The sequence below is a fragment of the Acinetobacter sp. GSS19 genome (genome assembly GCF_028621895.1).
GTDB lineage: Bacteria > Pseudomonadota > Gammaproteobacteria > Pseudomonadales > Moraxellaceae > Acinetobacter.
In genome coordinates this window covers 403,090-428,548 of sequence record NZ_CP117520.1, presented here as the reverse complement: position 1 = coordinate 428,548, position 25,459 = coordinate 403,090, and the positions used below count along the sequence as shown (strand labels likewise).

General features: G+C 46.7%; 27 protein-coding genes. 17 read left to right on the top strand and 10 right to left on the bottom strand.

Annotated features, from left to right (window positions below):
* The first annotated feature begins 168 nt into the window (after window positions 1-168).
* From leuS to holA, 3 genes are read left to right on the top strand one after another with little or no spacing between them, the layout of a single operon-like run.
* Window positions 169-2,790 (top strand): leucine--tRNA ligase, encoded by a 2,622-nt coding sequence (leuS, locus tag PGW99_RS02175; protein ID WP_273778467.1) that lies wholly within the window; start codon window positions 169-171, stop codon window positions 2,788-2,790.
* 23 nt (window positions 2,791-2,813) lie between these two features.
* Window positions 2,814-3,341: an LPS-assembly lipoprotein LptE gene (locus PGW99_RS02170; RefSeq protein WP_273778465.1), complete on the top strand. Its 528-nt coding sequence runs from the start codon at window positions 2,814-2,816 to the stop codon at window positions 3,339-3,341.
* A gap of 8 nt (window positions 3,342-3,349) precedes the next feature.
* The gene (gene holA, locus PGW99_RS02165; protein WP_273778464.1) at window positions 3,350-4,348 is read left to right on the top strand and encodes a DNA polymerase III subunit delta; all 999 of its coding nucleotides are present in this window, start codon (window positions 3,350-3,352) and stop codon (window positions 4,346-4,348) included.
* Here holA and PGW99_RS02160 read toward each other — a convergent pair.
* Window positions 4,345-4,794 carry a bacteriohemerythrin gene (locus tag PGW99_RS02160; protein WP_273779404.1) on the bottom strand — a complete coding sequence of 150 codons (450 nt, stop codon included), beginning with the start codon at window positions 4,792-4,794 and terminating at the stop codon, window positions 4,345-4,347. The genes holA and PGW99_RS02160 overlap by 4 nt on opposite strands.
* A 656-nt stretch (window positions 4,795-5,450) precedes the next feature.
* Between PGW99_RS02160 and PGW99_RS02155 the strand changes: the two genes are divergently transcribed.
* The 3 genes from PGW99_RS02155 to PGW99_RS02145 are packed head-to-tail and all read left to right on the top strand — an operon-like array spanning window position 5,451 to window position 10,202.
* A complete protein-coding gene (locus tag PGW99_RS02155) occupies window positions 5,451-6,770 on the top strand; it encodes an efflux RND transporter periplasmic adaptor subunit (RefSeq protein WP_273778463.1) in 1,320 nt (439 codons plus the stop codon).
* 2 nt (window positions 6,771-6,772) lie between these two features.
* Entirely contained in the window at window positions 6,773-8,761 is a 1,989-nt protein-coding gene (locus PGW99_RS02150; protein WP_273778462.1) for a MacB family efflux pump subunit, read from the top strand.
* A 10-nt stretch (window positions 8,762-8,771) separates the two neighbouring features.
* Complete coding sequence (locus tag PGW99_RS02145) at window positions 8,772-10,202, top strand: efflux transporter outer membrane subunit (protein WP_273778461.1); 1,431 nt, start codon at window positions 8,772-8,774, stop codon at window positions 10,200-10,202.
* 65 nt (window positions 10,203-10,267) lie between these two features.
* Here the strand turns inward: PGW99_RS02145 and PGW99_RS02140 are convergent, their stop codons facing one another.
* From PGW99_RS02140 to orn, 3 genes are all read right to left on the bottom strand, one after another.
* Complete coding sequence (locus PGW99_RS02140) at window positions 10,268-11,074, bottom strand: enoyl-ACP reductase FabI (protein ID WP_273778459.1); 807 nt, start codon at window positions 11,072-11,074, stop codon at window positions 10,268-10,270.
* A gap of 137 nt (window positions 11,075-11,211) precedes the next feature.
* Window positions 11,212-11,943, bottom strand: a complete 732-nt coding sequence (locus PGW99_RS02135) for a Bax inhibitor-1/YccA family protein (RefSeq protein ID WP_273778458.1) — start codon at window positions 11,941-11,943, stop codon at window positions 11,212-11,214.
* A gap of 166 nt (window positions 11,944-12,109) precedes the next feature.
* The gene (gene orn, locus PGW99_RS02130) at window positions 12,110-12,667 is read right to left on the bottom strand and encodes an oligoribonuclease (RefSeq protein WP_273778457.1); all 558 of its coding nucleotides are present in this window, start codon (window positions 12,665-12,667) and stop codon (window positions 12,110-12,112) included.
* A gap of 126 nt (window positions 12,668-12,793) precedes the next feature.
* Between orn and rsgA the strand changes: the two genes are divergently transcribed.
* The 4 genes from rsgA to secB all read left to right on the top strand — a co-directional run bounded on the left by rsgA (window position 12,794) and on the right by secB (window position 15,113).
* Entirely contained in the window at window positions 12,794-13,852 is a 1,059-nt protein-coding gene (rsgA, locus tag PGW99_RS02125) for a small ribosomal subunit biogenesis GTPase RsgA (RefSeq protein WP_273778456.1), read from the top strand.
* 95 nt (window positions 13,853-13,947) lie between these two features.
* Window positions 13,948-14,364: a rhodanese-like domain-containing protein gene (locus PGW99_RS02120; RefSeq protein ID WP_273778455.1), complete on the top strand. Its 417-nt coding sequence runs from the start codon at window positions 13,948-13,950 to the stop codon at window positions 14,362-14,364.
* Between the two features lie 11 nt (window positions 14,365-14,375).
* On the top strand, window positions 14,376-14,633 hold the full coding sequence (grxC, locus tag PGW99_RS02115) for a glutaredoxin 3 (RefSeq protein ID WP_273778453.1): 258 nt from the start codon (window positions 14,376-14,378) through the stop codon (window positions 14,631-14,633).
* Between the two features lie 24 nt (window positions 14,634-14,657).
* On the top strand, window positions 14,658-15,113 hold the full coding sequence (gene secB / locus PGW99_RS02110) for a protein-export chaperone SecB (RefSeq protein ID WP_273778452.1): 456 nt from the start codon (window positions 14,658-14,660) through the stop codon (window positions 15,111-15,113).
* A gap of 59 nt (window positions 15,114-15,172) precedes the next feature.
* On the opposite strand, the gene coaBC is transcribed toward secB, so the two are convergent.
* Window positions 15,173-16,450: a bifunctional phosphopantothenoylcysteine decarboxylase/phosphopantothenate--cysteine ligase CoaBC gene (coaBC, locus tag PGW99_RS02105; RefSeq protein WP_273778451.1), complete on the bottom strand. Its 1,278-nt coding sequence runs from the start codon at window positions 16,448-16,450 to the stop codon at window positions 15,173-15,175.
* Window positions 16,451-16,578: 128 nt separating this feature from the next.
* Here coaBC and radC point away from each other — a divergent pair, with 128 nt between their 5' ends.
* Both radC and PGW99_RS02095 read left to right on the top strand, forming a co-directional pair.
* Window positions 16,579-17,271, top strand: a complete 693-nt coding sequence (radC, locus tag PGW99_RS02100; protein WP_273778450.1) for a RadC family protein — start codon at window positions 16,579-16,581, stop codon at window positions 17,269-17,271.
* A gap of 76 nt (window positions 17,272-17,347) precedes the next feature.
* Window positions 17,348-18,259, top strand: a complete 912-nt coding sequence (locus PGW99_RS02095; protein WP_273778449.1) for a bestrophin family protein — start codon at window positions 17,348-17,350, stop codon at window positions 18,257-18,259.
* Between the two features lie 14 nt (window positions 18,260-18,273).
* Here the strand turns inward: PGW99_RS02095 and PGW99_RS02090 are convergent, their stop codons facing one another.
* Window positions 18,274-19,125 (bottom strand): PHP domain-containing protein, encoded by an 852-nt coding sequence (locus PGW99_RS02090; RefSeq protein WP_273778448.1) that lies wholly within the window; start codon window positions 19,123-19,125, stop codon window positions 18,274-18,276.
* A gap of 44 nt (window positions 19,126-19,169) precedes the next feature.
* Here PGW99_RS02090 and PGW99_RS02085 point away from each other — a divergent pair, with 44 nt between their 5' ends.
* From PGW99_RS02085 to mnmC, 4 genes are read left to right on the top strand one after another with little or no spacing between them, the layout of a single operon-like run.
* A complete protein-coding gene (locus PGW99_RS02085) occupies window positions 19,170-19,784 on the top strand; it encodes a septation protein IspZ (RefSeq protein WP_273778447.1) in 615 nt (204 codons plus the stop codon).
* A 29-nt stretch (window positions 19,785-19,813) separates the two neighbouring features.
* Complete coding sequence (locus PGW99_RS02080; RefSeq protein WP_273778446.1) at window positions 19,814-20,116, top strand: YciI family protein; 303 nt, start codon at window positions 19,814-19,816, stop codon at window positions 20,114-20,116.
* 4 nt (window positions 20,117-20,120) lie between these two features.
* Entirely contained in the window at window positions 20,121-20,621 is a 501-nt protein-coding gene (locus PGW99_RS02075) for a hypothetical protein (protein ID WP_273778445.1), read from the top strand.
* Window positions 20,622-20,666: 45 nt separating this feature from the next.
* Window positions 20,667-22,565 carry an FAD-dependent 5-carboxymethylaminomethyl-2-thiouridine(34) oxidoreductase MnmC gene (gene mnmC / locus PGW99_RS02070; RefSeq protein WP_273778444.1) on the top strand — a complete coding sequence of 633 codons (1,899 nt, stop codon included), beginning with the start codon at window positions 20,667-20,669 and terminating at the stop codon, window positions 22,563-22,565.
* A gap of 65 nt (window positions 22,566-22,630) precedes the next feature.
* Here mnmC and PGW99_RS02065 read toward each other — a convergent pair whose 3' ends face one another.
* A complete protein-coding gene (locus PGW99_RS02065) occupies window positions 22,631-22,942 on the bottom strand; it encodes a rhodanese-like domain-containing protein (protein WP_273778443.1) in 312 nt (103 codons plus the stop codon).
* 91 nt (window positions 22,943-23,033) lie between these two features.
* On the opposite strand from PGW99_RS02065, the gene PGW99_RS02060 reads away from it, so the two are divergent.
* Entirely contained in the window at window positions 23,034-23,522 is a 489-nt protein-coding gene (locus PGW99_RS02060) for a YajQ family cyclic di-GMP-binding protein (RefSeq protein WP_273778442.1), read from the top strand.
* 123 nt (window positions 23,523-23,645) lie between these two features.
* Here the strand turns inward: PGW99_RS02060 and PGW99_RS02055 are convergent, their stop codons facing one another.
* From PGW99_RS02055 to PGW99_RS02045, 3 genes are read right to left on the bottom strand one after another with little or no spacing between them, the layout of a single operon-like run.
* The gene (locus PGW99_RS02055; protein WP_273778441.1) at window positions 23,646-24,065 is read right to left on the bottom strand and encodes an acyl-CoA thioesterase; all 420 of its coding nucleotides are present in this window, start codon (window positions 24,063-24,065) and stop codon (window positions 23,646-23,648) included.
* Window position 24,066: 1 nt separating this feature from the next.
* The gene (trxC, locus tag PGW99_RS02050; RefSeq protein ID WP_273778440.1) at window positions 24,067-24,504 is read right to left on the bottom strand and encodes a thioredoxin TrxC; all 438 of its coding nucleotides are present in this window, start codon (window positions 24,502-24,504) and stop codon (window positions 24,067-24,069) included.
* Window positions 24,501-25,400, bottom strand: coding sequence for an alpha/beta hydrolase (locus PGW99_RS02045; RefSeq protein WP_273778438.1), 900 nt, complete (start codon window positions 25,398-25,400; stop codon window positions 24,501-24,503). Before PGW99_RS02045 ends, trxC begins: the two co-directional genes overlap by 4 nt.
* Between the last annotated feature and the right edge of the window lie 59 nt (window positions 25,401-25,459).

The following is a 25,459-nucleotide window of genomic DNA, read 5'->3' as shown; positions in this document are numbered from 1 at the left end:
CTGCAATCTGCAGCGGAATTGCAGCATAGATCGGTCAGCCTAGATGAATGCGATGACTCTTGCTGCAAAATTAGAGTTGTAAAAGAAACTGCTGCGCAAAATTCACTTTTAGGTGCATTTTGCGCTATGCTTTGCGACAAAATTTTTATTGTTGTTCACGATACGTTTATGACTACTCACATTGACCCTGAATATCAAGCAAGTGCGATTGAGCCAAATGTCCAAAAAGACTGGGAAGATCGCAAAGCCTTTAAAGTTGCCGACACTGTAGAAGGTCCACATCGTTACATTCTGTCGATGTTCCCTTACCCAAGCGGCAAGCTGCATATGGGTCATGTGCGTAACTATACCATTGGTGACGTCATTAGCCGTTTCTACCGTTTAAAAGGTGAAACCGTGCTGCAACCAATGGGATGGGATGCTTTCGGTTTACCTGCCGAAAATGCAGCGATTGCCCACAAAGTTGCTCCAGCGAAATGGACCTTTGAAAATATCGACTACATGCGCAACCAGTTAAAGCGTTTGGGCTTGTCGATTGACTGGGATCGTGAATTCGCCACCTGTACTCCAGAGTACTATCACTGGGAACAATGGTTGTTTGTCCAGCTGTATAAAAAAGGCCTGATCTACCGCAAACTGTCTACCGTGAACTGGGATCCGGTTGATCAAACCGTTCTTGCCAATGAACAGGTGGAAAATGGCCGCGGCTGGCGTTCTGGTGCCTTGGTGGAAAAACGCGACATTCCAATGTATTACTTCCGTATTACCGACTATGCTCAAGAACTACTCGATGATTTAGATTCACTCAAAGATGGCTGGCCACAGCAAGTCTTGACCATGCAGCGTAACTGGATTGGTCGTTCACAAGGAATGGAAATCACTTTCCCTTCAGCAAATCCAGACATCTATGCAGATGGCTTGACCGTGTTCACGACACGTGCAGACACCTTGATGGGTGTAACCTATGTCGCGGTTGCTGCCGAACACCCAATAGCACTCAAAGCAGCTGAAAACAATCCTGAACTGAAAGCGTTTATCGAAGAATGCCGCATGGGTTCTGTGGCAGAAGCCGATTTGGCCACAGCCGAGAAAAAAGGCATGGCGACTGGCTTGTTCGTCAAACATCCAGTGACTGGTGAACAAGTGCCGGTGTGGATTGCCAACTATGTGTTGATGTCCTACGGTTCAGGTGCCGTGATGGCAGTGCCATCGCATGATGAACGTGATTTTGAATTTGCCAACAAGTTCGGCTTACCAATCAAACAGGTCATTGATGCCAAAGGCACAGAAGATGCTGACTTCTCAGCCACTGAATGGCAAGAATGGTACGGTTCAAAAGACGGTAAGCTGGTCAATTCGGGCGAATTTGATGGCTTGGATTTCCAGGGTGCATTTGACGCCATCCTGGCAAAACTGGAACCGCAAGGTTTAGCCAACAGTAAAGTCCAGTTCCGTTTACGTGACTGGGGTGTGTCGCGTCAGCGTTACTGGGGCTGCCCAATTCCAATGATCAACTGTGAGAAATGTGGTCAGGTTCCGGTTCCAGAAGATCAACTACCAGTCATTTTACCAACCGATGTGGTGCCAGACGGTTCAGGCAACCCACTGAACAAGATGCCTGAATTCTATGAAACCAAGTGTCCATGCTGTGGCGGCGATGCACGTCGTGAAACAGACACGCTGGATACCTTTGTAGAGTCTTCTTGGTATTACGCGCGTTACGCGTCTCCAGATTTTACTGGTGGTATGGTCAAACCGGAAGCAGCACAAAGCTGGTTACCGGTGAACCAGTACATCGGTGGTGTGGAACACGCGATCCTACATTTACTGTATGCACGCTTCTTCCATAAATTGATGCGCGATGAAGGCGTGGTACAAGGCAACGAACCATTTACCAACCTGCTCACTCAAGGCATGGTATTGGCAGACACCTTCTACCGCGAAGAAACATCAGGCAAAAAAACCTGGTTTAACCCGGCAGACATCGAACTCGAACGCGATGAAAAAGGCCGTATCCTTGCAGCCAGATACACAGGTGATGGTGAACCAGTCATCATCGGTGGTCAGGAAAAAATGTCGAAATCGAAGAATAACGGTATCGACCCGCAAGCCATCATTGACCAGTACGGTGCTGATACTGCACGTGTGTTCATGATGTTTGCTGCTCCACCGGATCAGTCACTTGAATGGTCGGATGCTGGTGTAGAAGGTGCCAACCGCTTCCTGAAACGTGTTTGGCGTTTGGCCTCAGGCTTCCTGGAAAAAGGCAATGCCAGCAGCACCATTGATACGGCAAACTTGTCGAAAGAAGCACAAGACCTGCGTCGTAAAGTGCATGAAACGATCCAAAAGGTGGGCGATGACATTCAGCGTCGTCACTCATTCAATACGGCGATTGCGGCACAGATGGAATTGCTCAACAGCATTAACAAGTTTGAGCCAACATCAGACAATGATTTTGCCGTGGCACGCGAAGCCATCACCACACTGTTGCTGTTATTGGCACCATTTGCACCGCACTTGAGCCAGACCTTACTGGCAGAGTTCGGGATCGAATTGACCGCAGCTTTATTCCCGAAAGTGGATGAATCTGCTTTGACTCGAAATACCCAAACGATTGTGGTACAAGTGAACGGTAAGCTCCGTGGTAAGCTTGAAGTTGCTGTCGACACTTCAAAAGAGGACCTTTTGGCACAGGCGAAGGCCTTGCCTGAAGTGCAACAATTCTTGACTGGTCCAACCAAGAAAGAAATTGTCGTCCCGAACAAACTGGTTAACCTGGTCGTTTAAGACCTGATTACAGAGGAATACGCATGCATTTTGTCCAACGTTTCGCAGCCATTGTCTTAACCTTAGGTCTGAGTGCAAGCTTGGTCGGCTGTGGTTTTCATTTGAAAGGAATGAATCCCACCGCTGCTCCTCTGGTATATCAAAAACTGAACCTGGTCTTACCCGCCAATACCGATGAATTGAATCGTCAGCTCAACACCTACCTGGCCGCATCGGGGGTACAATTGGGCCAAGCGAATGATGCCTATGTACTACGTGTACTGGAATATACACCACGTCGCCAGTTATTAAATGGCAAACTCACTGAGGTGTTGTTGCGTTTGACCGTAACCTTCCAGATTGAAGACCGTCAAGGCAATCCAATTACCCAACCCCGTACCTTAACTGCATCACGCAGTTATCAATATGACGTCGAAACCGTCAATACCGACAACCAACAAGAAAGCTATCTCAATCGTATTGTGATTGATGATATCGCTCAGCAAATCAGTCGACAGATTGCAGCGAACCGTTTACCTCTGGTAAAAACCGCTCAGACTGCTGCACCTTAATTTGCCTCATGAAACTGGATTATCTGCAGGCATTAAAACGTGTCACAGAAGCACGCGGTGCCTGGATCCTGCACGGGCAGGAACCTCTGCTTGAACAGAACCTGCTTGATGCGTTCCGCCATCACTGGCAGCAGCAGGAAATCGAGCGGCAACGTTATGATATCGCCAGTGTCAGTGATTGGAAAAATGTCTTTAATGCACTCAATAGCCTATCTCTATTTTCACAGCAACTTGCGGTAGAAGTACACGGCAACATAAAGCCGGATGCAAATGGCGTCAAACAGCTCAAGAGTTATATCCAGCAAAATGAACAGAATCTGCTTTTGGTCGTCATGCCCAAGCAGGACAGTGCGAGTCTGAAATCCAGTTTTTTTCAGGTGATTGAAGCCAATGGGGTCGTGGTTCCCCTGACTGCCACCTATCCACAAGATCGTCAACGCATTCTCAGTGTTGAAGCCGAAAAGCTCGGAATACAACTCGATACTGCTGCATGGCAATGGCTGATGCAGCATCATGAACATAACCTGTTGGCTGCAAAAAACAGCCTGATGCGGGTGAGTGATACTTTTCCTGACCAAGCACTGATCCAGATTGAACAACTGTATAGCTGCTTACAGGATCAATCACGCTATACCAGTTACGATTTAAGTGATGCCCTGCTGGCAGGCAAGCTGGCACAAGCCATCAAAATCTTTCAGTACCTGGTTGCTTCCGGTGAACCGCACAGCCTGATCCTGTGGACACTCAGCAAAGAAATGCGTTTACTGATGCAACTGTATGAACAACCGCAAAATGCCCTGCAACTGGGCATCTGGAAAAATAAAGTTAGTGTATACCAACAAGCCTTGCGCCGCTTTCACCCACAGTGTTTTTTAGCCTGGCCGATGCTCCTTCTACGCATTGATGCAGCCATCAAAGGCATGTCTGAAGAAAATCCAGAGCATTTGATCATCCAGGGTATTAGCGCAATGTGTGGTCAAACTTTATTTGATGCTTCAATTGTTTAGCTAAAAAAACGCGCGAACCAGCTTTTACCTTTTTTCTGCTCTTGTGCACGTAGATAATGCAACATATTGTCACGCACTGAATCTACGTAATCCTGGTCATCATGTTGAATATGGTTAATTAACCACTTAGACAGTAACCGATATAAGTCGTTCTCGACGGACTCACCCCGATCAAATTTATGACGACAGTCATTCAGCCGTTTAACAAATAACTCATGAATACCTTTATGCGATGGTAGATATTGATAGTTGACCTGCTGAAGCAGGTTTTCTTCAAAACTAAAATGTGATTGGGTATAGTCGATCAGATCATCCAAGACTTCTTTAATCTTGTCTCTCTGCCCTCCACTAATGATTTTTTCTAATGCATTAATATAATCTAGGATTTGGCGATGTTGATTATCTATCACATCAATTCCAATGTTATAACTTTCACTCCATTCCATCATTTATGCCCCATTATTTTTCATCATCAAGTTATGTTTTTTGCAGAATTATTATTAGATGATCATAAAGATCAAATCCCATATTTTTTTTACGGGATTTTATCTTATAATCTTTTTAACTTGAAATCTATAGGGATTATTACAGATTTTTTCATTTTTAATCCAAGTCGATCACAGGTCATAACTCTCCTGATTTAAAGAAGCGATTTACAGGATCTGCGTTCAGATTTTGCAGCTATATTATGTTGGGTAAACAAAAGATCACAATATAAGAAATTGATTTTATTTGATTTCCAGGTGATTTCACATCAAGAACAATAGAACTGATTCTTGGCTTCAGTTTTCCTGACCACATACCAACGTACTCCCTGACTAATCACCACAGGGCAATTACATGCCATCCAATAGCATTGCGTGAAATATCTCGAAACATAAAGTATTAATCTTTCCTACACATGAGTCATCTCCATTCTGCGTTTCCATCAAGATATATATCTAAAATTAGATACAGTGCATTATGTTATTTTTCCTTGTAGCAAATAAGATCGAATTAGCGTGATCTGGAGAAGATTCAACATACTTTCGTGCAAATCTACACGTTTTGTCCTCAATTCATCCTTATACTGAAACGATATAGACTGTTGCCATTTGACCTTATGCTAAAAATAAAACCATTTAAACTGATCCTGTTCATCCTTGCTGTACTTTTAATTGCACTGATTGCCTGGTATGGGTTAAAGCCCAAAGATACCCAGCCTCAATTCATCACAGCCGATGTGACACGCAGCGATCTGGAAGATTCTGTCCTTGCAACGGGTGTACTTGAAGCGACGCAAATGCTGAGTGTCGGTTCACAGGTTTCCGGTCAGGTGAAAAAAATGTATGTGCATTTGGGGGATCAGGTTAAACAAGGTCAGCTGATTGCACAAATTGATTCCTACCGGCAGGAAAACCAGTTAAAAACAGCAGAGGCCAGCATTAAAAGTCAGCAGGCACAGCTCGCGACGAAACAGGCCAATCTCAGTAAAGTGGCTGCTGAATATCAGCGTCAAGCCGAGATGTATAAATATGACGCTACATCAAAAGCTGAACTGGAATCCGCCCTGGCCAGCTATAAAACAGCACAGGCAGAAATTGCCCAGATTGCCGCCCAGATTGAACAGTCTCGGTTAAGTCTAGCCACAGCCAAAGAAGACTTGGGTTATACCCGTATTGTGGCGCCGATGGATGGCACGATTGTGGCGATTGTGACGGAAGAAGGCCAGACCGTGAATGCCAACCAGAGTGCTCCAACGATTGTCAAACTGGCGAAACTCGACACCATGACCGTCAAGGCTGAGATTTCCGAAGCAGATGTCATGAAAGTTCAACCGGGACAAAAAGTTTATTTCACGACACTGGGCGATAACGAGACCCGGCATTATGCAACCCTGCGACAGATTGAACCCGCCCCAAGCTCGATCAATGCCGAAAACAACAGCACCACAAGCAGCTCATCCAACACGGCTGTTTACTATAACGCCCTATTTGATGTGCCCAATCCGGATGGGAAATTACGTATTGATATGACGGCACAAGTCTATATTGTTTTGGCGGAAGCAAAAAATGCCCTCACCATTCCTGCCGCAGCCCTGAACAGTGCAAAACGGCCACAACACAATGCAAATAATCCGGCGAAGACTGATGCGAAAAGTTCAGATCCGATCCGCCCACAACCGCTGAACTTAACCACGGCACAACGTGATCTGTTACAACAGGGCAAAGCAAAACTGGCAAGTGTGCGTATTCTGCTGACCGATAATCAGGTTCGCAACCAGCAGGTATTGGTCGGTTTAAATAACCGTGTTCAGGCACAGATTCTGGCAGGTTTAAAACAGGGCGATAAAGTCATCATTGCAGATGGTTCAGACAGTAGCAATGACGGTGCTAAACGCAGTAGCAACCGTAATGCTGGCAGCCCACCGGTGAGGATGTAACGATGCAGCCTGATCAACAACCTTTACTCGAGGTCAGCCAGCTGACACGGGAATTTCCGGCAGGTGAAAGCACTGTTCAGATTTTAAAAGGCATTGACCTGAAGATTTACCCGGGTGAACTGGTCGCCATTATTGGCCAATCCGGTTCAGGTAAATCCACCCTGATGAACATTCTCGGCTGTCTGGACAAGCCCAGCAGTGGCAGCTACAAGGTGAATGGCAAAGAAACTGGACAGCTTGAGCCCGATGAGCTGGCACAGCTACGTCGCGAATATTTTGGTTTTATTTTTCAGCGTTATCACCTGCTCGGTGACCTCAGTGCTGCTGGCAATGTAGAAGTACCCGCCATCTATGCTGGTGTAGATGCACGGCATCGTCGTGAGCGTTCCGCCAAGTTATTGACAGATTTAGGCTTAGGGGAACGAATACAGCACCGTCCAAGCCAGCTTTCCGGTGGCCAACAGCAACGGGTTTCCATCGCGCGAGCCCTGATGAATGGCGGTGATGTCATTCTGGCTGATGAACCGACTGGTGCTCTGGATAAAAACAGTGGTATCGAAGTAATCCGCATTTTGCGTGAGCTGAATGAGAATGGACATACCATCATTTTGGTCACGCATGATGTGAATGTCGCCAAACATGCCACGCGGATTATCGAAATCAGTGATGGGCAGATTATTGCCGATCGTCCTAATACACCTGAAATGTCTAGCGATGATGCCCCGTTAGAACAACATGCTTCGTTGATGAAATATGCTGAAGAGAAAAAAATCCCGGCCTGGCGTTCAGCACTCGATCGTTTAACCGAAGCCTTCCAGATGGCATTGCTCGCCATGAATGCCCATCGGATGCGGACATTCCTCACCATGCTGGGCATTATTATCGGGATTGCCTCTGTGGTTTCCGTTGTCGCTTTAGGTAAAGGATCACAACAAAAAATTCTGGACAATATCAGTAGCCTCGGCACCAACACCATTACCATCTATCAGGGGCGTGGTTTTGGTGACAATTCCCGTGCCTCTCAAGTCAAAACACTGATTCCTGCAGATGCCGATGCGTTACAGCAGCAACCGTATGTTGCGGGGGTATCCCCAACAGTCAATAGCAACATCACCGCGCGTTTTCAGGACACCGAAGCCACCGCAATTGTAAACGGTGTCAGTGAACAGTTCTTTGAGGTACGAGGCCTCAGCGTTACAGCCGGCCAAACCTTTGACAAAACAGCCATTACTGAACGTGCACAGGATGTAGTGATTGACAGTAATACGCAAAAGACCTTTTTCCCGGATGGGCGTGATCCGATTGGTCAGGTCATTCTGCTCGGCAATCTGCCAAGCCGGATTATCGGGGTGGTTCAGGCCAATTCCGGCATGTTCAGTTCGGATAGCCTGAATGTCTACCTACCCTATTCGACCGTCATGGGTCGAATGCTCGGCCAGAGCAATTTGCGCAGTATTGTCGTTCGGGTGAAAGACGAATATGCCAGCAGCGCTGCTGAAAATGCGATTTTAACCCTGTTAGAACAACGTCACGGTGCACAGGATGTGTATAGCCAAAATTCGGACAGTATCCGTCAGACCATCGAAAACACCACACAAACCATGACCTTATTGGTTTCTGCGATTGCTGTGATTTCGCTGGTAGTCGGTGGCATCGGTGTGATGAATATCATGCTGGTTTCGGTCACGGAACGTACACAGGAAATTGGTGTACGGATGGCTGTGGGTGCTCGACAGAGTGATATTTTGCAGCAATTCCTGATTGAAGCGGTATTGGTATGTATTTTAGGCGGTATTTTAGGGGTCTTGCTTGCCTTAGGTCTAGGTCAGCTAGTCAACAAGCTCTTGAGTGGTAGTTTCCAGATGAGCTATTCCACCACATCGATGGTGGTCGCCTTTATCTGCTCGACGCTGATCGGCATTATTTTTGGCTTTTTGCCAGCACGAAATGCAGCACGACTGGATCCAGTGGCTGCCTTGGCACGAGAATAAGGAAAATATGATGTCTCTACGTTTATCCCAGCTGGCCACCGTACTCTTAGTGTCAAGCTCACTTGCAGGTTGTAGTGCCTTGGTACGCACAGCGTATCAGCCACCCGAGGTCAGTATCCCGAACAGTTTTCAACAGGCCAAAAACACGCCACAATCATGGTCTGTTGACGTATATGCCGATCAGTGGTGGACACTGTTTCAGGATACTGGACTGAATCAACTGGTCGATCGGGTACTGACTCAAAATAGCAATCTGGCTATCGCTGGGATCACACTCAAACAGGCCCGTTTACAAGCAGACTTAGCTAAAAATGCCGAACTGTTTCGGGTCAATTCTAGTGCATCAGCGGGGCATAGTGTCGATTTAAATGCGGGTCAAGACCAGTCCAAAGGACTATCGCTAAATGCTGGAGTCAGCTATGAACTGGATCTGTTTGGCAAACTCAATCGTCAAACCGAAGCTGCGCGTTGGGAAGCGGCCGCCAGTGCCGAAGACTTACAAGCCACCGCACAAAGTTTGATTGCTACCACAGCAAATTTATACTGGCAACTGGGTTATTTGCATCAGCATTTAGATACGGCACAACAAAGCCTAGCCAGCTCTGAAAAATTACTGGAGCTGGTGCGTGCACAATACCGTGCGGGCGCAGTCTCTGGTCTAGAAGTCGTACAAGCACAACAGGCGCTACAAAGTCAAAAAGCAACACTCAGCCAGATTCAGCAACGATTGATCGAAACACGGACTGCACTTGCCGTGTTATTACATGTGCCCGTGCAACAGCTTGATCTAGATGAACCCAAAGGTCTTAGCCAAACACGTTTACCGACAATCGCAGCCGGTCTGCCCGCGAATCTTTTAGCACGTCGTCCGGATTTACGTGCAGCAGAACTGCGTTTACGTAAAGCCCTAGCCAATAAGGATGCCACTAAAGCTAGCTTCTACCCCTCGATCAACCTGACCGGGAATGTCGGCTCCAGCAGTAGCTCGTTAACCCAACTCTTGCAGAATCCAGTACTAACGCTGGGAGCCAATCTCAGTTTACCTTTCCTGCAATATAACGACATGAAACGGGATCTGCAGATCAGCGAGCTGGAATACCAGAAAAGTATCCTGAATTATCGCCAGACCTTATATCAGGCCTTTGCCGATGTGGAGAATGCCCTGTCGAACCGAGAGCAAACGACACAACAATTGGCTTACCAACAGCAGAATCTGACACTCGCGGAACGTACGGAACGCCTGACCGCGATCCGTTATAAAAATGGTGCCGTTGCACTAAAAAATTTATTAGACGCTCAGGAAACCAGCCGCAATGCCCGTATTGCGGTGGTGCAGGCACAGCAAAACCAATACCAAGCTTATGTCACCTTGATGCAAGCTTTAGGTGGCTCGCCAATCACCTCTAGCTCGTCAATCCAAGACAATACAGCTCGGCCTTAACTTTAAAATTTCAACCATAAAAAAACAGCACCAAGGTGCTGTTTTTTTATGTATCCGACAGCGAATTAGTCTTCATTGTCCAATAACGCTTGGCTCATACCTACAGTATTGAAACCTGAATCGACATACAAAATTTCACCAGTGATACCAGAAGCCCATGGTGAGCACAGGAACAATGCGGCATTACCCACTTCTTCAATGGTCACGTTGCGGCGTAATGGCGCAACACGCTCATTGGCATCCAACATTTTACGGAAAGATTTGATACCAGAAGCTGCTAAAGTACGGATTGGACCTGCAGAGATCGCATTCACACGAATACCCTCTGGACCCAAGCTCGATGCAAGGTAACGTACACCAGCTTCCAAAGATGCTTTGGCCATACCCATTACGTTGTAGTTTGGCATAACACGTTCTGAACCCTGATAAGTCAGAGTCAATAAACAACCTTGGCGAGCTTGTAACAATGGTTTTGCAGCACGTGCCATCGCAACAAAGCTATAAGCACTGATGTCATGCGCAACGTTAAAGCCTTCACGGTCTGTTACGTCGGTAAAGTCACCATCTAGAGTGTGGGCTGGTGCGAAACCAATCGAGTGAACCACACCATCTAAACCATCCCAATGTTTTGCCAATTCAGCAAAAGCACCATCGATCTCGGCATCTACCGCAACGTCGCATGGAAAAACCAGCTTTGAACCAAACTGTTCAGCAAATTCATCTACACGTTTTTTTAATTTTTCATTTGGATAAGTGAAAGCCAATTCAGCGCCTTCACGATGCAATGCTTGTGCAATACCAAATGCGATTGATAATTTGCTGGCAACACCCGCGATGAGAAAGCGTTTACCCGCCAATAGTCCTTGTGCCATGTGAATCTCACTTGAAATAATTTATGGGCATAATGCCAATTCTGGAGCCGTTGCGTAATTGCATAATGCATCTTTTTTTCATGCAAAATAAAATCGCCGTATAAAAATACGGCGATTTACTGGCCTAAAGTCCAGATTTAGTCTTCGGATAACAGACCAATTAAACGCAGGAACGAAATATACATCCAGACCAAGGTCGCCAATAAAGCAATGCCGCAGAGCCATTCCATCGATTGGGGGGCGCGCTGGGCTGCTGCGGACTCAATCAGGTCAAAATCTAGAATGAGATTTAAGGAGGCAATCACAGCTACAAATGCCGCAAAACCAATCCCCAGCCAGTTGCTTTCAAAGATATACGGAATACTTGAAGCAAAAGCCAGCTGCATCACCATCTGCACCACAAACACGATACAGAGCGCCAGAGTGGCAGAAATCACCACGGATTTGAATTTCTCGGTCGCACGAATAATCTGGAATTTGTAGAGAGCAAACATGACCAGGGTCGTAACAAAGGTCGCCAATAACGCCTGTAATGGTGCGCCCGGATATTTAGTTTGAAAGACAAAGGAAATTCCGCCAAGGAAAGCCCCTTCAAATAACGCATAGGGGATCGCCAAAGTTGGTGCCGTATTCGGTTTAAAGGTAGTGATCAAGGCCAGAATCAAGCCCCCTATTGCACCGACCATGGCAGCGGCATAGGCAATCGCTGCACTTTGTGTCAATGCCGCATAAAAAAACAGGGCCACACCCAGAATGGCAGAAATACTGGTCAGCAATATGGACTTACGGATCGCACCCTGCACGGTCATAGGCTTGTGAACATCGGCATAGGTCTCGACCCGGGTCAAAATAGGGTTGTTACTTTGCATAGCTCATCTCATTGTTATCATTTAGGATATGATCTGATATTAGACCAAATGCACAAGAAACTCAGCCATAGGTTGCTGCTTTTTGTAACCGCTTATCTGATTCGAGCTGATTGAATCGTTTCCATAAAAAAAGAGGCAGATGCCTCTTCCTGATTGTTCAAATAATTTAGTCATTATGCGTAATAAAGAAATACTGGCGGTAATATTTCAGTTCGGCAATCGAATCGCGAATATCATCCATCGCCAAGTGCGACGCATTTTTTTTCAGGCCACTCATAATCTCCGGACGCCAGCGTTTCGCCAGTTCTTTCACCGAAGAGACATCTAGGTTGCGATAATGGAAGAATTGTTCTAGCTCTGGCATCAAGCGGTGCAGGAAGCGACGGTCCTGGCAAATCGAGTTACCACACATCGGCGAGGCTTTCGGATTCACCCATTTTTTCAGGAATTCCAAAGTCTGCTGCTCGGCATCCTGTGCAGTCAATTTGCTGCGACGCACACGTTCAATCAGACCGGACTGACCGTGCTGACGGGTATTCCATTCATCCATGGCATTCAAGACACGATCCGGTTGATGAACTGCCAGTACCGGTCCTTCCGCCAGAATATTTAAATGGTCATCCGTGACAATCGTGGCAATCTCAATAATGACATCATTAACGGTATCTAAACCGGTCATTTCTAGGTCAATCCAAATTAACCGGGTATCTGGGCTACTACTCATGAAAGGTGATTCTTAAAGTTTTGCTAAAGCGGCATGGTAGCAAATTTCTTGCATCTTGGCTGTAATTCACCACCTGCTTCATGTTATTTTTGCCCTCCTCAATACGTGGTTTTTTCTAGGATATGAATGGCTCTAATTCGTAAACGCCGGTTGACTGAACAACAACAACGTCGGATTCAGAAACAGCAGCAAAATCGTCAGGAAGAATTGGATACGTCCAATGACCTTGAAGGCTTGGTAGTACAACATTATGGCCGCCAATTAGAAGTACAAGCCCTGTCCATTCCTGATCCTCATCCTGAAAAACCCGTGGTCGAATCCGGTGAACCTGAACCGTTCTGGAAGCCGATAGAACTGGGCAGTGTATGGCGCTGTCATACCCGAACCAATCTGGAGCTACTGGTCACAGGCGACCGGGTCAAATGGCAAGCTGACCCCAATACTGGACTTGGCATTATCACCGCGATTCATCCGCGACGTTCCTTGTTGACCCGTCCGGACCGCTATCACAAGGTCAAACCTGTCGCTGCCAACATCAGTCTGATTGTGGTGGTGTTTGCGCCTTTGCCAGAACCGGCTCCTATGCTGATTGACCGTTATCTGGTGGCCTGTGCAGATGCCGAGATTCCGGCCTTACTGGTACTCAACAAATCTGATTTGCTAACAGAAAATGATCCGATCCTGCAATTGCTGGAAGAATATCGTCAACTGGGTTATGAAGTCATGCTATGTCAATCCACAGGAGATTTATCAGCCTTAGCAACACGCCTGGATGGTGAAACCGTAGCCTTTGTCGGTCAGTCGGGTGTGGGCAAAAGCTCGCTGATCAATCACATCGTGCCGGATGCAGCGCAGAAGACCAATATCATTTCCGAGAACTCGGCCCTAGGTCAGCACACCACGACCTCGACCCGTTTAATCGGTTTTGGCGAAAATGGTGCCCTGATCGATTCGCCCGGAATCCGGGAATTTGGTTTATGGCATTTAACCTTAGATAAAGTCCGTCATGGCTTCCCTGAGATTGAAAACCTGCTTGGACATTGCCAGTTCAGAAACTGTACGCATAAGCATGAAAAACAATGTGCGTTACGTCAGGCGGCAGAACAAGGCGAGATCCTGCCACGACGCCTGGAGAGTTATTTACGCCTGATCGATGAAATTACCGAAGCCCAGCAAAAAAATTAGTTTTGTTTTGCAAACTAAGCTTGAAGCGGCGATTTTGATCGCCATATATATCGGATATACTTGAGATCAATTTTTGATTGTAATTTAGGTGACTTGTGGAACGTTGGCTGGAGTTTATGGGGAATCACCCCTTCTTGTTTGGAACCTTAGGGGTGTTGATTGTACTGTTCGTCATTTTTGAGGGACAACGCAACGGTCGCAAAATCTCACCACAATCACTCGGTATTTTGGTCAAAGCTAAAAATGCCATCCTGATTGATTTACGTGATGCCAAAGATTTCCGTGAAGGTCACATTAGCGGCAGCCGTAATATTCCGTATAACCAAATCGCAAGTCATGCAGATGAACTGAAAGCGGCTGAACGCCCATTGGTCTTTATCTGCAATCTCGGTCAAGTGGCTGGCAGTGCCCTACAGCAAGTCGGTCATGCAGATAGCTATCGTCTTGATGGCGGTATTAGTAACTGGAAAGCCCAAGGCTTACCTCTCGTCAAAAGCAAAGCAAAAGCTTAAGGAGATTTCTCATGGCTGCTGAAGTTACCATCTATTCAACGACTGTATGCCCTTACTGCATTCGTGCCAAACAGCTTCTTGAGCGTAAAGGCGTGGCTTATAAAGAAATTAACCTCTCTAACGAAGCACCTGAAGTGCGTGTAGAGCTCATGCAACGCACCAACCATCGTACAGTGCCACAAATTTTTATTAACGAGCAGTTTATCGGCGGTTTTGACCAACTTTACGCATTAGAACGTGAAGGCAAACTCGACGCATTACTGGCTTAATTTTTTATCTTAAGGACTTAATACATGAGTGAAGAACAACAAGCTCAACCACAATTGGCATTAGAGCGTATCTATACCAAAGACATTTCTTTTGAAGTTCCTGGCGCACAAGTATTCACCAAAGAATGGCAACCTGAACTGAACATCAATTTATCCTCTTCCGCAGAAAAAATTGATCAAAACCATTTTGAAGTGGCGTTAAAGGTTGTGGTTGAAGCACAAAATGCAGGTGAAACTGCATTTATCGTGGATGTCACTCAAGCCGGTATTTTCCTGGTCGACAACGTTGAAGATGAACGTTTGCCCTACATTCTAGGTGCCTACTGCCCAAATATTTTGTTCCCGTTTTTACGTGAAGCAGTGAATGACCTAGTAACCAAAGGCAGCTTCCCACAATTACTGTTGACCCCAATCAACTTTGATGCGGAATTTGAAGCCAACATGCAACGTGCTCAAGCTGCTGCTGAAGGCCAAGCGTAATCGTCTGATGATATAAAAAAAGACCGCCATAGCGGTCTTTTTTATCAATGTAGTAAACGCTAAAAATCCTCGTCCTGCATATGAGCCGAAGGATATAAGGCATCATGCATAGCTTCGACCAATTGTTGGGCGATTTCTTGTTTGGAGGCTTTTTCCAGATCTCGTTTTGACATGTGGTAATGCTCAGCAAAAAATACCGTCATGGCATTTTCATCAGAAGCGAAACCAATATCTGCACGTGAGACATCGTTGCAGGCAATCATATCCAGTTTCTTCGCCACCAGTTTACCGGCTGCGTAGGCTTCCACATTTTGCGTTTCAGCGGCAAAACCTACCATAAACGGTCGTTTGGCTTGCTGTGCAATAGTCGCCACAATATCCGGATTTTTCACCAGCGATAGATCAAGTGCATCACCCGCTTTTTTGATTTTATGTTCCGCCACATGCGCCACACGGTAATCTGCAACAGCTGCTGTCGCGATAAAAATGTCGCAGCCTTCATCTAATAACTGCAAACTGGTATCCAGCATTTGCTGTGCAGAAGACACATTGATCCGGCGTACGCCATTTGGGGTATCCAAAGTTACCGGGCCAGCGACCAAGGTCACCTTAGCACCGGCTGCATAACAGGCCGCAGCCAAAGCAAAGCCCATTTTCCCGGTACTATGGTTCGAGATATAACGCACTGGATCCATCGCTTCACGCGTGGGTCCAGCGGTAATCACCACGCGTTTTCCAGCCAGTAAGCCAAACTTTTCTGCAATCGCACGCTGGGCCTGATGAAAATATTCGGTGACCTGACGTGCAATGTCTTCAGGCTCTGGCAAACGCCCCAGCCCTACATCACCACAGGCCTGTGCCCCTGCATCCGGCATAATCACATGTACGCCATCACCAATCAGGGTTTGCAGGTTGCGTTGTGTGGCTTTCGCGGCCCACATTTGCTGGTTCATCGCCGGTGCAACCCATACTGGAGCTTTCGTGGCTAGGTAAAGCGTACTCAGCAAGTCATCCGCCAAACCATGGGCAAATTTGGCCAGAGTGTCACACGTCGCAGGAGCTACCAACACTAGATCTGCCCAACGTGCCAACTCGATATGCCCCATACCCGCTTCGGCTTCTGGATCTAATAATGCGGTATGTACCGGATTACCCGACAAAGCTTGAAAAGTGAGCGGTGTAATAAATGCCTGTGCGCCTTCCGTCATCACTACCCGGACATTAAAACCATAGTCCTTTAAACGGCGGACCAAAATGGCACTTTTGTAGGCGGCGATCCCCCCTGTAACAGCTAAAATAATATTTTTATGAGGAATTACACTTAAATCAAAGCTCACGAACAGGCTACCTTTCTGTTGCAGTGGCGCCAACAATAGCATTAAATAATGACAGACCCAAGTGATGCTCCTGCAAATTCACCGGGATTCAATAATTAAAAAAATATGAGAAAAAGAAGTCAAAAATCATGCATCAATCCATCAAAGACTGGCCGGAACAAGAACGCCCTCGTGAACGCCTGCTGAGCCAGGGCGCACAGAGCCTGTCCGATGCCGAATTGCTGGCCATTTTTCTACGCTCTGGATCACAACAACACTCAGCCGTTGAACTGGCACGCCTGATGCTGCAGCATTTCGGTCATCTGAATCCCATTTTCGATGCCTCCTTAGAGGATCTCAGCCAGTTTCATGGGATGGGCAGTAGCAAATACTCTCAATTGATGGCGGTCAAGGAATTAGGACGGCGTTATCTACGTAACCATTTTCAGCATGCCCGACCGGAACTAAACCACTCCCAGCTGGTCATGGATTATTTACGTTATGAACTGCTAGAAGAACAACAAGAAGTCTTTGCCGTGCTGTGTCTCGATGCCGAATTACGCAAACTGCATTTTAAAAAGCTTTTCTACGGTTCCCTGAATCAGTGCAGCATCTCGATCAATCAACTGCTACGCTATGCGATCAGCCAACAGGCCAGCCATATCGTGATTGCTCATAATCACCCGCATGGCCGGGCACATCCTTCGGCCGAGGACTTGCACTTGACCCAACAAATCCAGCAAGCCTGCGCACTGGTGGAAATTTGTCTTTTAGATCATTGTATTATCGCAGCAGATGGCAATTTTTCTTTTGCCGAACAACAACTCATCAAATCTCAATAAAGTCCTTCAGCCGCTTATTGACAAAGGCAAGACAACTGGTAAAGATCAACAAAAAATTAATGATGATTTAAATAACATGATCGTTCGCGAACAACCGAGCATAATCAAGGTGCTGTTTTCCTGGCGAGGTACTATTTTACCGAAAATTCTACCGTCACTCGGTTTTGTTGTGTTGATTTCAACTATTATTGGTGGTCTCACCCACCTTGAAATTCTGCATGTGCCAGAAGTCCCTTTGGTGGGCTTTACCCTAATCGGGGTGGTATTGTCAATTTTCCTCGGATTTCGCAATGGTGCCTGTTATGACCGCTGGTGGGAAGCACGTAAACTGTGGGGAATTCTCATCGCCAACGCGCGACATTTTGACCGTGACTGTCGGATCCTGACACAAGCCCGCCGTGAACGTGTGATTCAGCATGTGATTGTCTTTGCCAATGTGTTGCGTGACCGCCTGCGCCACCAGACTGCGAATCCGACTGAACTGGTTGAAACCAGCGGACTTAGTCAGCAGGCACTCACTCAGCTGTACCAACACCACAATGCACCACAATACACCCTCACCCTGATCCATTGGGAACTGCTGCAAGCACTCAAGGATGGTGAAATATCCGACGTGATTTACACGCAAATGAATCAACATGTCGCAGAGCTCAGCATAGTACAAACTGGTTGTGACCGGATTGCCAACACTCCCTTGCCTTTTGCTTACTCTGTTTTGCTGAACCGAACCGTGTATTTTTTCTGTTTTATGTTGCCCTTCAGTTTGGGTTCAACGCTAGGCTTGGTGACGCCCCTGTTGGTCGGCCTGTTAGCTTACACCTTTCTGGGCCTGGATGCACTGAGCAGTGAAATTGAAGAACCCTTCGGTACGCAAAGCAATGACCTGCCACTTGATTCGATGGTGCGCATGATTGAAATTGAATTACTCGGCAGTCTTGGTAAACCGACTCCACCACCCATTCAAGCCCAAGACCATAACTTACTCTAAGCCGTCTCGTCTATTTATTGAAAATCCTGCCAGATCCCGTACTGTTCAGGATTCACCTTAGGAATATATCCGAGTCGAATCCAGGGCATATTCTCCCCGTGAAAATCACTGCCGACTGAGACCTTGAGTTGATATTGTGCGATCATACGGTCAATCATCTGCCGGGTAGATAAAGGATCTATGCCTGGAGGTAGTTCAACAGCATGACCTCCTGCTTGTGCAAACAGCTCGATTAGGTAGCGGACATTGGTGGCGGAGAGATCATAACGAGTCGGATGCGCCAATACGGCAAAGCCGCGGCTTTGCTGAATCACCTGCACTGTCTCTGGCAGGCTCAAGCCTTCAAAACGCACAAAGGCTTTCTTTCCTTCTTTCAAAAAACGGTCAAATGCTTGCTGCGGCCGACTGACGATCTGCTGATTCACCAAGACCTTGGCGATATGGGTTCGGGTAATATGATCCGCTTGAAAATCCGCCAAAGCCAAGACTTCATCATAAATCTGCCGGCCAATCAGTGGCTGTAACAAGGCACAAATCTGTTCAGCACGTTGTGCACGGATCTGCTTCTGTTTGGCCAGTGCCTCATAGAGCGGTTCCGGATTCTGCATATTTAGGGCGACAATATGCACGCCATAGCTTTTCTTGGTGGCTGGCCGCGACCATTGACTGGAAATTTCTACGCCCGTGATGATATCGAGTGGCTGTGACTGTGCCGCCTGCTGTGCCAATAGCACCCCATCCATACTGTCATGATCTGTCAGTGCCAGGGTATGAATGCCATGTGCGACTGCAGATTCGACCAGTGCTGCTGGAGACAAAGTTCCATCAGAAATATTACTGTGTGTATGTAAATCTACGCCTTGCATCTTTTATACTATGCCATTCACTTGAACAGATCAGATACTCTAACATGAAAGCACTTTTCGACTTTGTGCCGCTCATAATTTTCTTCTACCTCTATAAAACTGTTGAGCCAACAGACAAACAACATCCTCTTTTACAACTGATCGGTTCAGCGGGCGGTGTCGATAACAACAATATTCTAGTCGCAACCACAGGACTGATTATTTCCATGCTGGTGGTGTATGGTGCTTTATTTGTCATGCAGAAATTCCGTCTGGACAAACAGCAGTGGTTGGTACTGTTCATGACGGTTATTTTTGGTGGCATTACCCTGATATTAAGCGATGACTTTTATATCCGCCTGAAAGCGGCATTGCTCAATCTGGTATTTGCCGGCGCTTTCTTGCTATCCCCTTGGTTTAGTAAAGATCGCACACCGCTGATCAAGCGTTTATTCGGTCCAATTCTGCATCTGACAGCTGCAGGATGGAAAAATCTGAATTTTGCCTGGGCTGCCATGTTTGTGGTCATGTCCTGTCTACATGTATTTTTTGCCTTTTTATTTATGGGTGGAAAATATTGGGGAGAATTTACCGCTTTTGGTGACATGATCGTGATGTTTTCTTTTATCATTATCCAGTTCATCATCTTGCGTAAGCATTTTAAGTCAACCGAAGAATAATTCACCGATTCTCAAGAGAAACAGATTCTATGCCTTTATTTGTAGTCACCTGCACCGATAACGAAGGAACCGTGGAAACACGTCTGGCAACCCGCCCTGCACATGTTGAACGTTTACAGCAATTAGATGATGAAGGTCGTTTAATTGTGGCAGGTGCAATGCCCAAAGATCCAAGCAATCCTCAGGCGGGTTTTTATGGCAGTACGATTATTGTCGATTTTGAAAGCCGTGAAGCACTGGATACCTGGTTACAAGATGAACCATTCCTAAAAGCCGGTGTGTATGGCCATATTGATGTTAAACCGTTCAACAAAGCATTTCCAAAAGGATAATGTCATGCAGGGTGTGGTCAAAAGCCTCTTCGCGTTAAGCCTCTTCTGTTCTTCTGCCTGGGCTGTCGAAACGCCAGCACCCGCAGCGGTACGGCCGGCTCCGGCAACTTCCGCCCCGGCGACGACTGCAACAGTACTCGCAGCCAAACCGGGTATTCTTCCAGCCAATGCCACAGCCAGTCCAACAGGTCAACCTCAAGAAGTGCAACCACTGACTGCTGAACAGATTGCCAAGAACAAAGCGTTACAGGATGCCAAAATTAAAGCCCTGGTCAAAGACCAGAGCACGCGCCTGCAACAGCTGGAAAAAGCCAATCTTGCTGCGCTGGCACAAAATCAGGAACTACAGCTCAAAAACGATAACTTGGGCGTGCAGTTACAGGTACTACAAAGTGAACGTAGCGCACAAATGTTTCTGTACGGCGCTGCAACCCTAGCGGTTGGTGTGCTACTTGGCTTTCTTCTTGCCAGTTATATCTATACCAAACGTCGTCGTCAGTGGTAAGACCCGGATACAGCACGACTGGCTTTCGTACAAGGGACAAACATCATGTCAGATGCGATTCAAACCGCCGATCTGGAATGGCAGCAGGTCGATGGCATCGACGTGCCAGTGTCGAAACAGTTTGGTGATGTCTATTTTTCCAAAGATAATGGCTTATTGGAAACCCGCCATGTTTTCTTAAATGGTAACGACCTTTCACCACGTCTGGCTGCACTGGCAGACTATGACTATTTTTGTGTGGGCGAAACCGGCTTTGGTACCGGTCTGAACATTTTGGCCTTATGGCAACTGTGGCAACAAGTTCGTCCCAACAATCACAGCCATTTACATGCGATTAGCGTGGAGAAATTTCCGCTCAGCAAGGCTGATCTGATCCGTGCGTTAAATGCCTGGCCAGAACTCACGCCTTTGGCTGAACAGTTAATCGCCCAATACCCTTTACCGATTCCTGGCTGCCACCGTCTCTCTTTTCCGAAAGAACGCTTCAGCCTGGACTTATGGTTAGGTGATGCCCAAGATGTATTCCCTGCCATGGTGAAAACCCAGCAAGTCAATGCCTGGTTTCTAGATGGTTTCGCCCCATCATGTAATCCAGATATGTGGGCGGAAAATGTCTTACAACATATCATTCGTCTGTCGGGTTACGGCACGACCTTTGCCTCATTCAGTGTGGCAGGTGTGTTAAAACGAGGGTTGTCTGCTCATGGTGTACAAATTTCACGACCGCGTGGTTTTGGTCATAAACGTGAAATGCTCAAGGCCATCTGGCAGGTGCCTGAGCCTACTACCAGTGACGGCATTACATGTTCTTCCCCGTCCCTCAATCAGCGAGACAACCGCAAAACGATTGCAGTACTTGGCGCGGGTATTGCCGGTTTAAGTGTAGCTTGGGCACTGGCACAACGTGGCCATCAAGTTAAGATTTACGAGCAGAAAGCAGCCTTATCGGGTGCATCGGGGAATCCACTGGCATTGCTCAATCCCAAACTCAGCCTGATTCAGCAAAGTCATACCCATTTAATGACCATCTGCTGGCAACATGCGTTGCGCCATTATGCCCAATTCATGGCCTTCCGTCCGCTGCAGGTCAATCAGCTGGCATTGAAAAAGCCTGATGAACTTTTGGACTTGGCCCAACAGTACCCTGCTGGACTACTGCGGGCACAGACGCCGCAACAATCCCTATTAAATACACCGTATGCCAGTCTGAAACTCAGCCAGGCGGGAGCGGTATTTCCGCATCAGCTGCGTGATCAGATTTTACAACATCCTCTCATTCAGCTTGAAATCGCCCTGATTAAACAACTGGTTCAGTCGGATGCGGGTATTGAAGTTTTCAATCAGGCCGGTGATTGTATTGCCCGTATTGATCATGCCGTGGTGTGCTGTGCACAACAAAGCGTAGATTTCTTCGAGAATTATCCACTACTGAAACCGATTCGCGGTCAGGTGAGTTGGATTCCTTTAACACATCCAATACTGCCGGTCGATCAGGCCTTCAGTTATGGTGGTTATTGCATGCAACTGGATCCACAACATCTGATTTTAGGGGCTTCATTCCATCCACAGCGGGATGATAGCGACGTGTTGCAAGAAGATCACCAACATAATGCTGATCTGTTTAACACCGCTTTTCCGGGTGAGTCACGAGATTTTCCAGCGATTGAACGCTGGCAAGGACGCGCCTCAATACGGGCACAAAGTCCGGACTATTTCCCTGTGCTGGGTAAATTTGATCCTGACAGTGAGATTTACACCTTTGCCGGCTTAGGCTCAAAAGGCTTTTTGTTTGCACCTCTCTGCAGTGAGGTACTCGCAGCACTGATTCTAGGAGAAGCCTGCCCTGTTCCGGAGGCTGTGTTACAGCGACTTAATCCGCAACGTTTTATCAAAAAGAGCAAGAGCAAAAAGCCCTATCATGCTCAGAAAGCACATCATGAGTGAGATTAAAGTGTTGTTGTTTTCTTCACACTGATCCATAAAAAAGCGCCCGAAGGCGCTTTTTTTGCTTATCCCTGCTCAAGAGGCAAACCAGCATCACGTGCTGCTCGCGTACCTCCCACAAGGATCACGTATTCACGTGCTTGATCGAATGCCTCTAATTTTTCTGCCGCACGCAGGGCCTTACTACCACCGCCACACAGCATATAAATCGGTTGATCCGCTGCCACTTGAGTTAGGCTGTCGGCCGTTAAACCATTAATTGGTTGATTTACCGCACCTTTAACATGACCCTCTGCATAGGCATTTGAATCACGGACATCCCAGATAATCGCTCCTTCTGGGAACTCAAATGTTGTAATTTCTTGTTTACGGATCATTGCGCACTCCTTTGATATAAACAACACTTGGCAAATGAAGAAAACATCCCTAGCATCTCAAATATTCTTTCCCTTTGTAAAGGTCTAAACCATGCCATCTTTTGATATTGTGTCTGAACTTGAACTATTCGAAGTGAATCACGCTGTACAAAACACTCAAAAAGAAATTGCAACACGTTTTGATTTCCGTGGGCAAGACGTTTCTATTGAACTAAATGAAAAAGCGAAAGAAATTAAGATTTCTAGCGAAAGTGACTTCCAGTGTGAACAAGTCTACAACATGCTGGAAAACCACTTCTATAAGCGTAAGGTCGATGTTCAAGCCCTTGATCCGCAAAAAGCCACTGCATCAGGTAAAAATGTCATTCAAGTGATCAAGCTCAAAGATGGCTTAGATTCAGATAGCGCGAAAAAGATCAACAAGGCGATTAAAGAAAGTGGCATCAAAGTGCAATCCTCTATTCAGGGCGACAAGATCCGTGTGACGGATAAAAAACGCGATACCCTGCAGCAAGTGATGAATTTCCTGCGTGAGCAGCAATTTGGCCTACCTCTGCAATTTAACAACTTTAAAGACTAAACGGATCATACCCCCGCACAGCCCACGCTTCCTGATCCGATGTGCATGCATGGGGAATCCTGCTCTACAGCACATCCTACAGCAAAAAAAAGCCCCACATGGGGCTTTTTTTATACGGGAGATTTAATGCTGTGCATCGAGGAATTTTTGTTTGACCTCTTGCGGAATCTGACGTTTATTGCCATTCACATCCACGGCAACAAAGGTGAAAACACCTTCAGTCACACGTTTTGCAGGGCGGGAAGAGTCATGGCTATCCCACACTTCAATCTGCATCTGGATGGAAGTATTGCCCACCTTGAGAATTTTAGTGTAACAGCTGATCACATCCCCAACTTTGACCGGCACCAGGAAAGTCATCTGGTTGATCGAAATGGTCGCGCAGCGACCCTTACTAAAACGTTCAGCGTGAATCGCTCCCGCCAAATCCATTTGCGAAACAATCCATCCCCCAAAAACATCTCCACTCCAGTTGGTATCCGCTGGCATTGCGATGGTTTGAAGGGAAAGCGTCCCTTCCGGTTTTATATAAGAATCTGACACATTAACTCCGAACATGGGCATTAAGTTGCTGATCTAACCATTGTTGTAACTCGTTAGATCGAAGTGCACCGCTCATCCTCGCGATCTCAGTGGTCTTATTCATCAGCACCAACGTCGGGATACTGCGTACATGAAAAGCAGCACTGAGTCGAGGTGATTCTTCCGTATTGATTTTGGCAAAGATCACTCGAGGATTCTGTTTTGCGACTTGAGCAAAATGCGGCGCCATCATTTTACATGGTCCACACCAATCGGCCCATAAATCAATCAAAATAGGTAAATCACTATTGGAAATGAAATGGCTGAAATTCTGTTCATTCAGCTCAATCGGTGCCAGTGGTAATAATGCGGAGTGACATTGCCCGCACGCCGGCCCGGCTTCAAGTTTTTCTTCAGGCACCCGGTTTTTAGCCTGACAATGAGGGCATACAATAATCATGTGTTCACTCCAATATGCTGTTTTAAGAATTCTAATTGGGTCGTGATAGCTTTTTCCAACCAAACAGGCTGATAAATATCAAAATGCTGCATTTCCCATTCATGATAATCGACAAAAGGAGCCAGATGTTTCACCGTTTGCCGTACCGACTCAACCGGTATCAGGCTGTCGTATTGTGCGGCAATCATCAGGACGGGAATATTAATTTTTCGCACCGCTTGTATCGGACGATAGCGCATTAAATGAAAAAATACCCGGGCTGGTACCTCTCCACTCCAATAATAATCTGGATTTAGCATAGCCTGATAGCCGACATAGGCATCCTCACGTGGCAGGAAGCATAGTCCATTCGGATCTACCACCGGTAAGGTGACCGGCGTTAAACCCACCTTACTGCCCATATAGTCCTGGCTCGATAACTTCAGCGCTTTTGGCAAATATGCTAATGGATAACGTTTAACGCTTTCGGCACCATCAACAAATGGCACTTGCACCATCACGGCCTGTAGATTATTCATTTCCGCGGCAAGGCTAAGCACATAGCCCCCACTCAGCCCCGTACCCCAAAGCACAATCCGATGTGGATCAATCGACTTACGGGCCGCTACGTGCTGAATCATGGTGCGCCAGTCATCCAGCTGTTTTTCAAGAGAGACCAATTCACGCGGCCGGCCGGTACTTCCACCCCAATAACGATAATCAAATAGCACAACAGCATAACCGGCCTGTGCAAAATGCTGTGCATAACGAATCAGCTTGAAATGGCGTAATCCTGCAAAACCATGTGCCATAAGAATCACTGCAGGTTTTTCTAGGGCTTTAGGGCAATAAAAATCGGCAGCAATCACATCCTGACCGCTTTTGACATACAGTGGTTCAACTGTATAAGCGTACATAGCTGCTCCCATACGTTATATTTTGTTGGTATTTTCTTGTAAAAATTCAGGTGACTGCA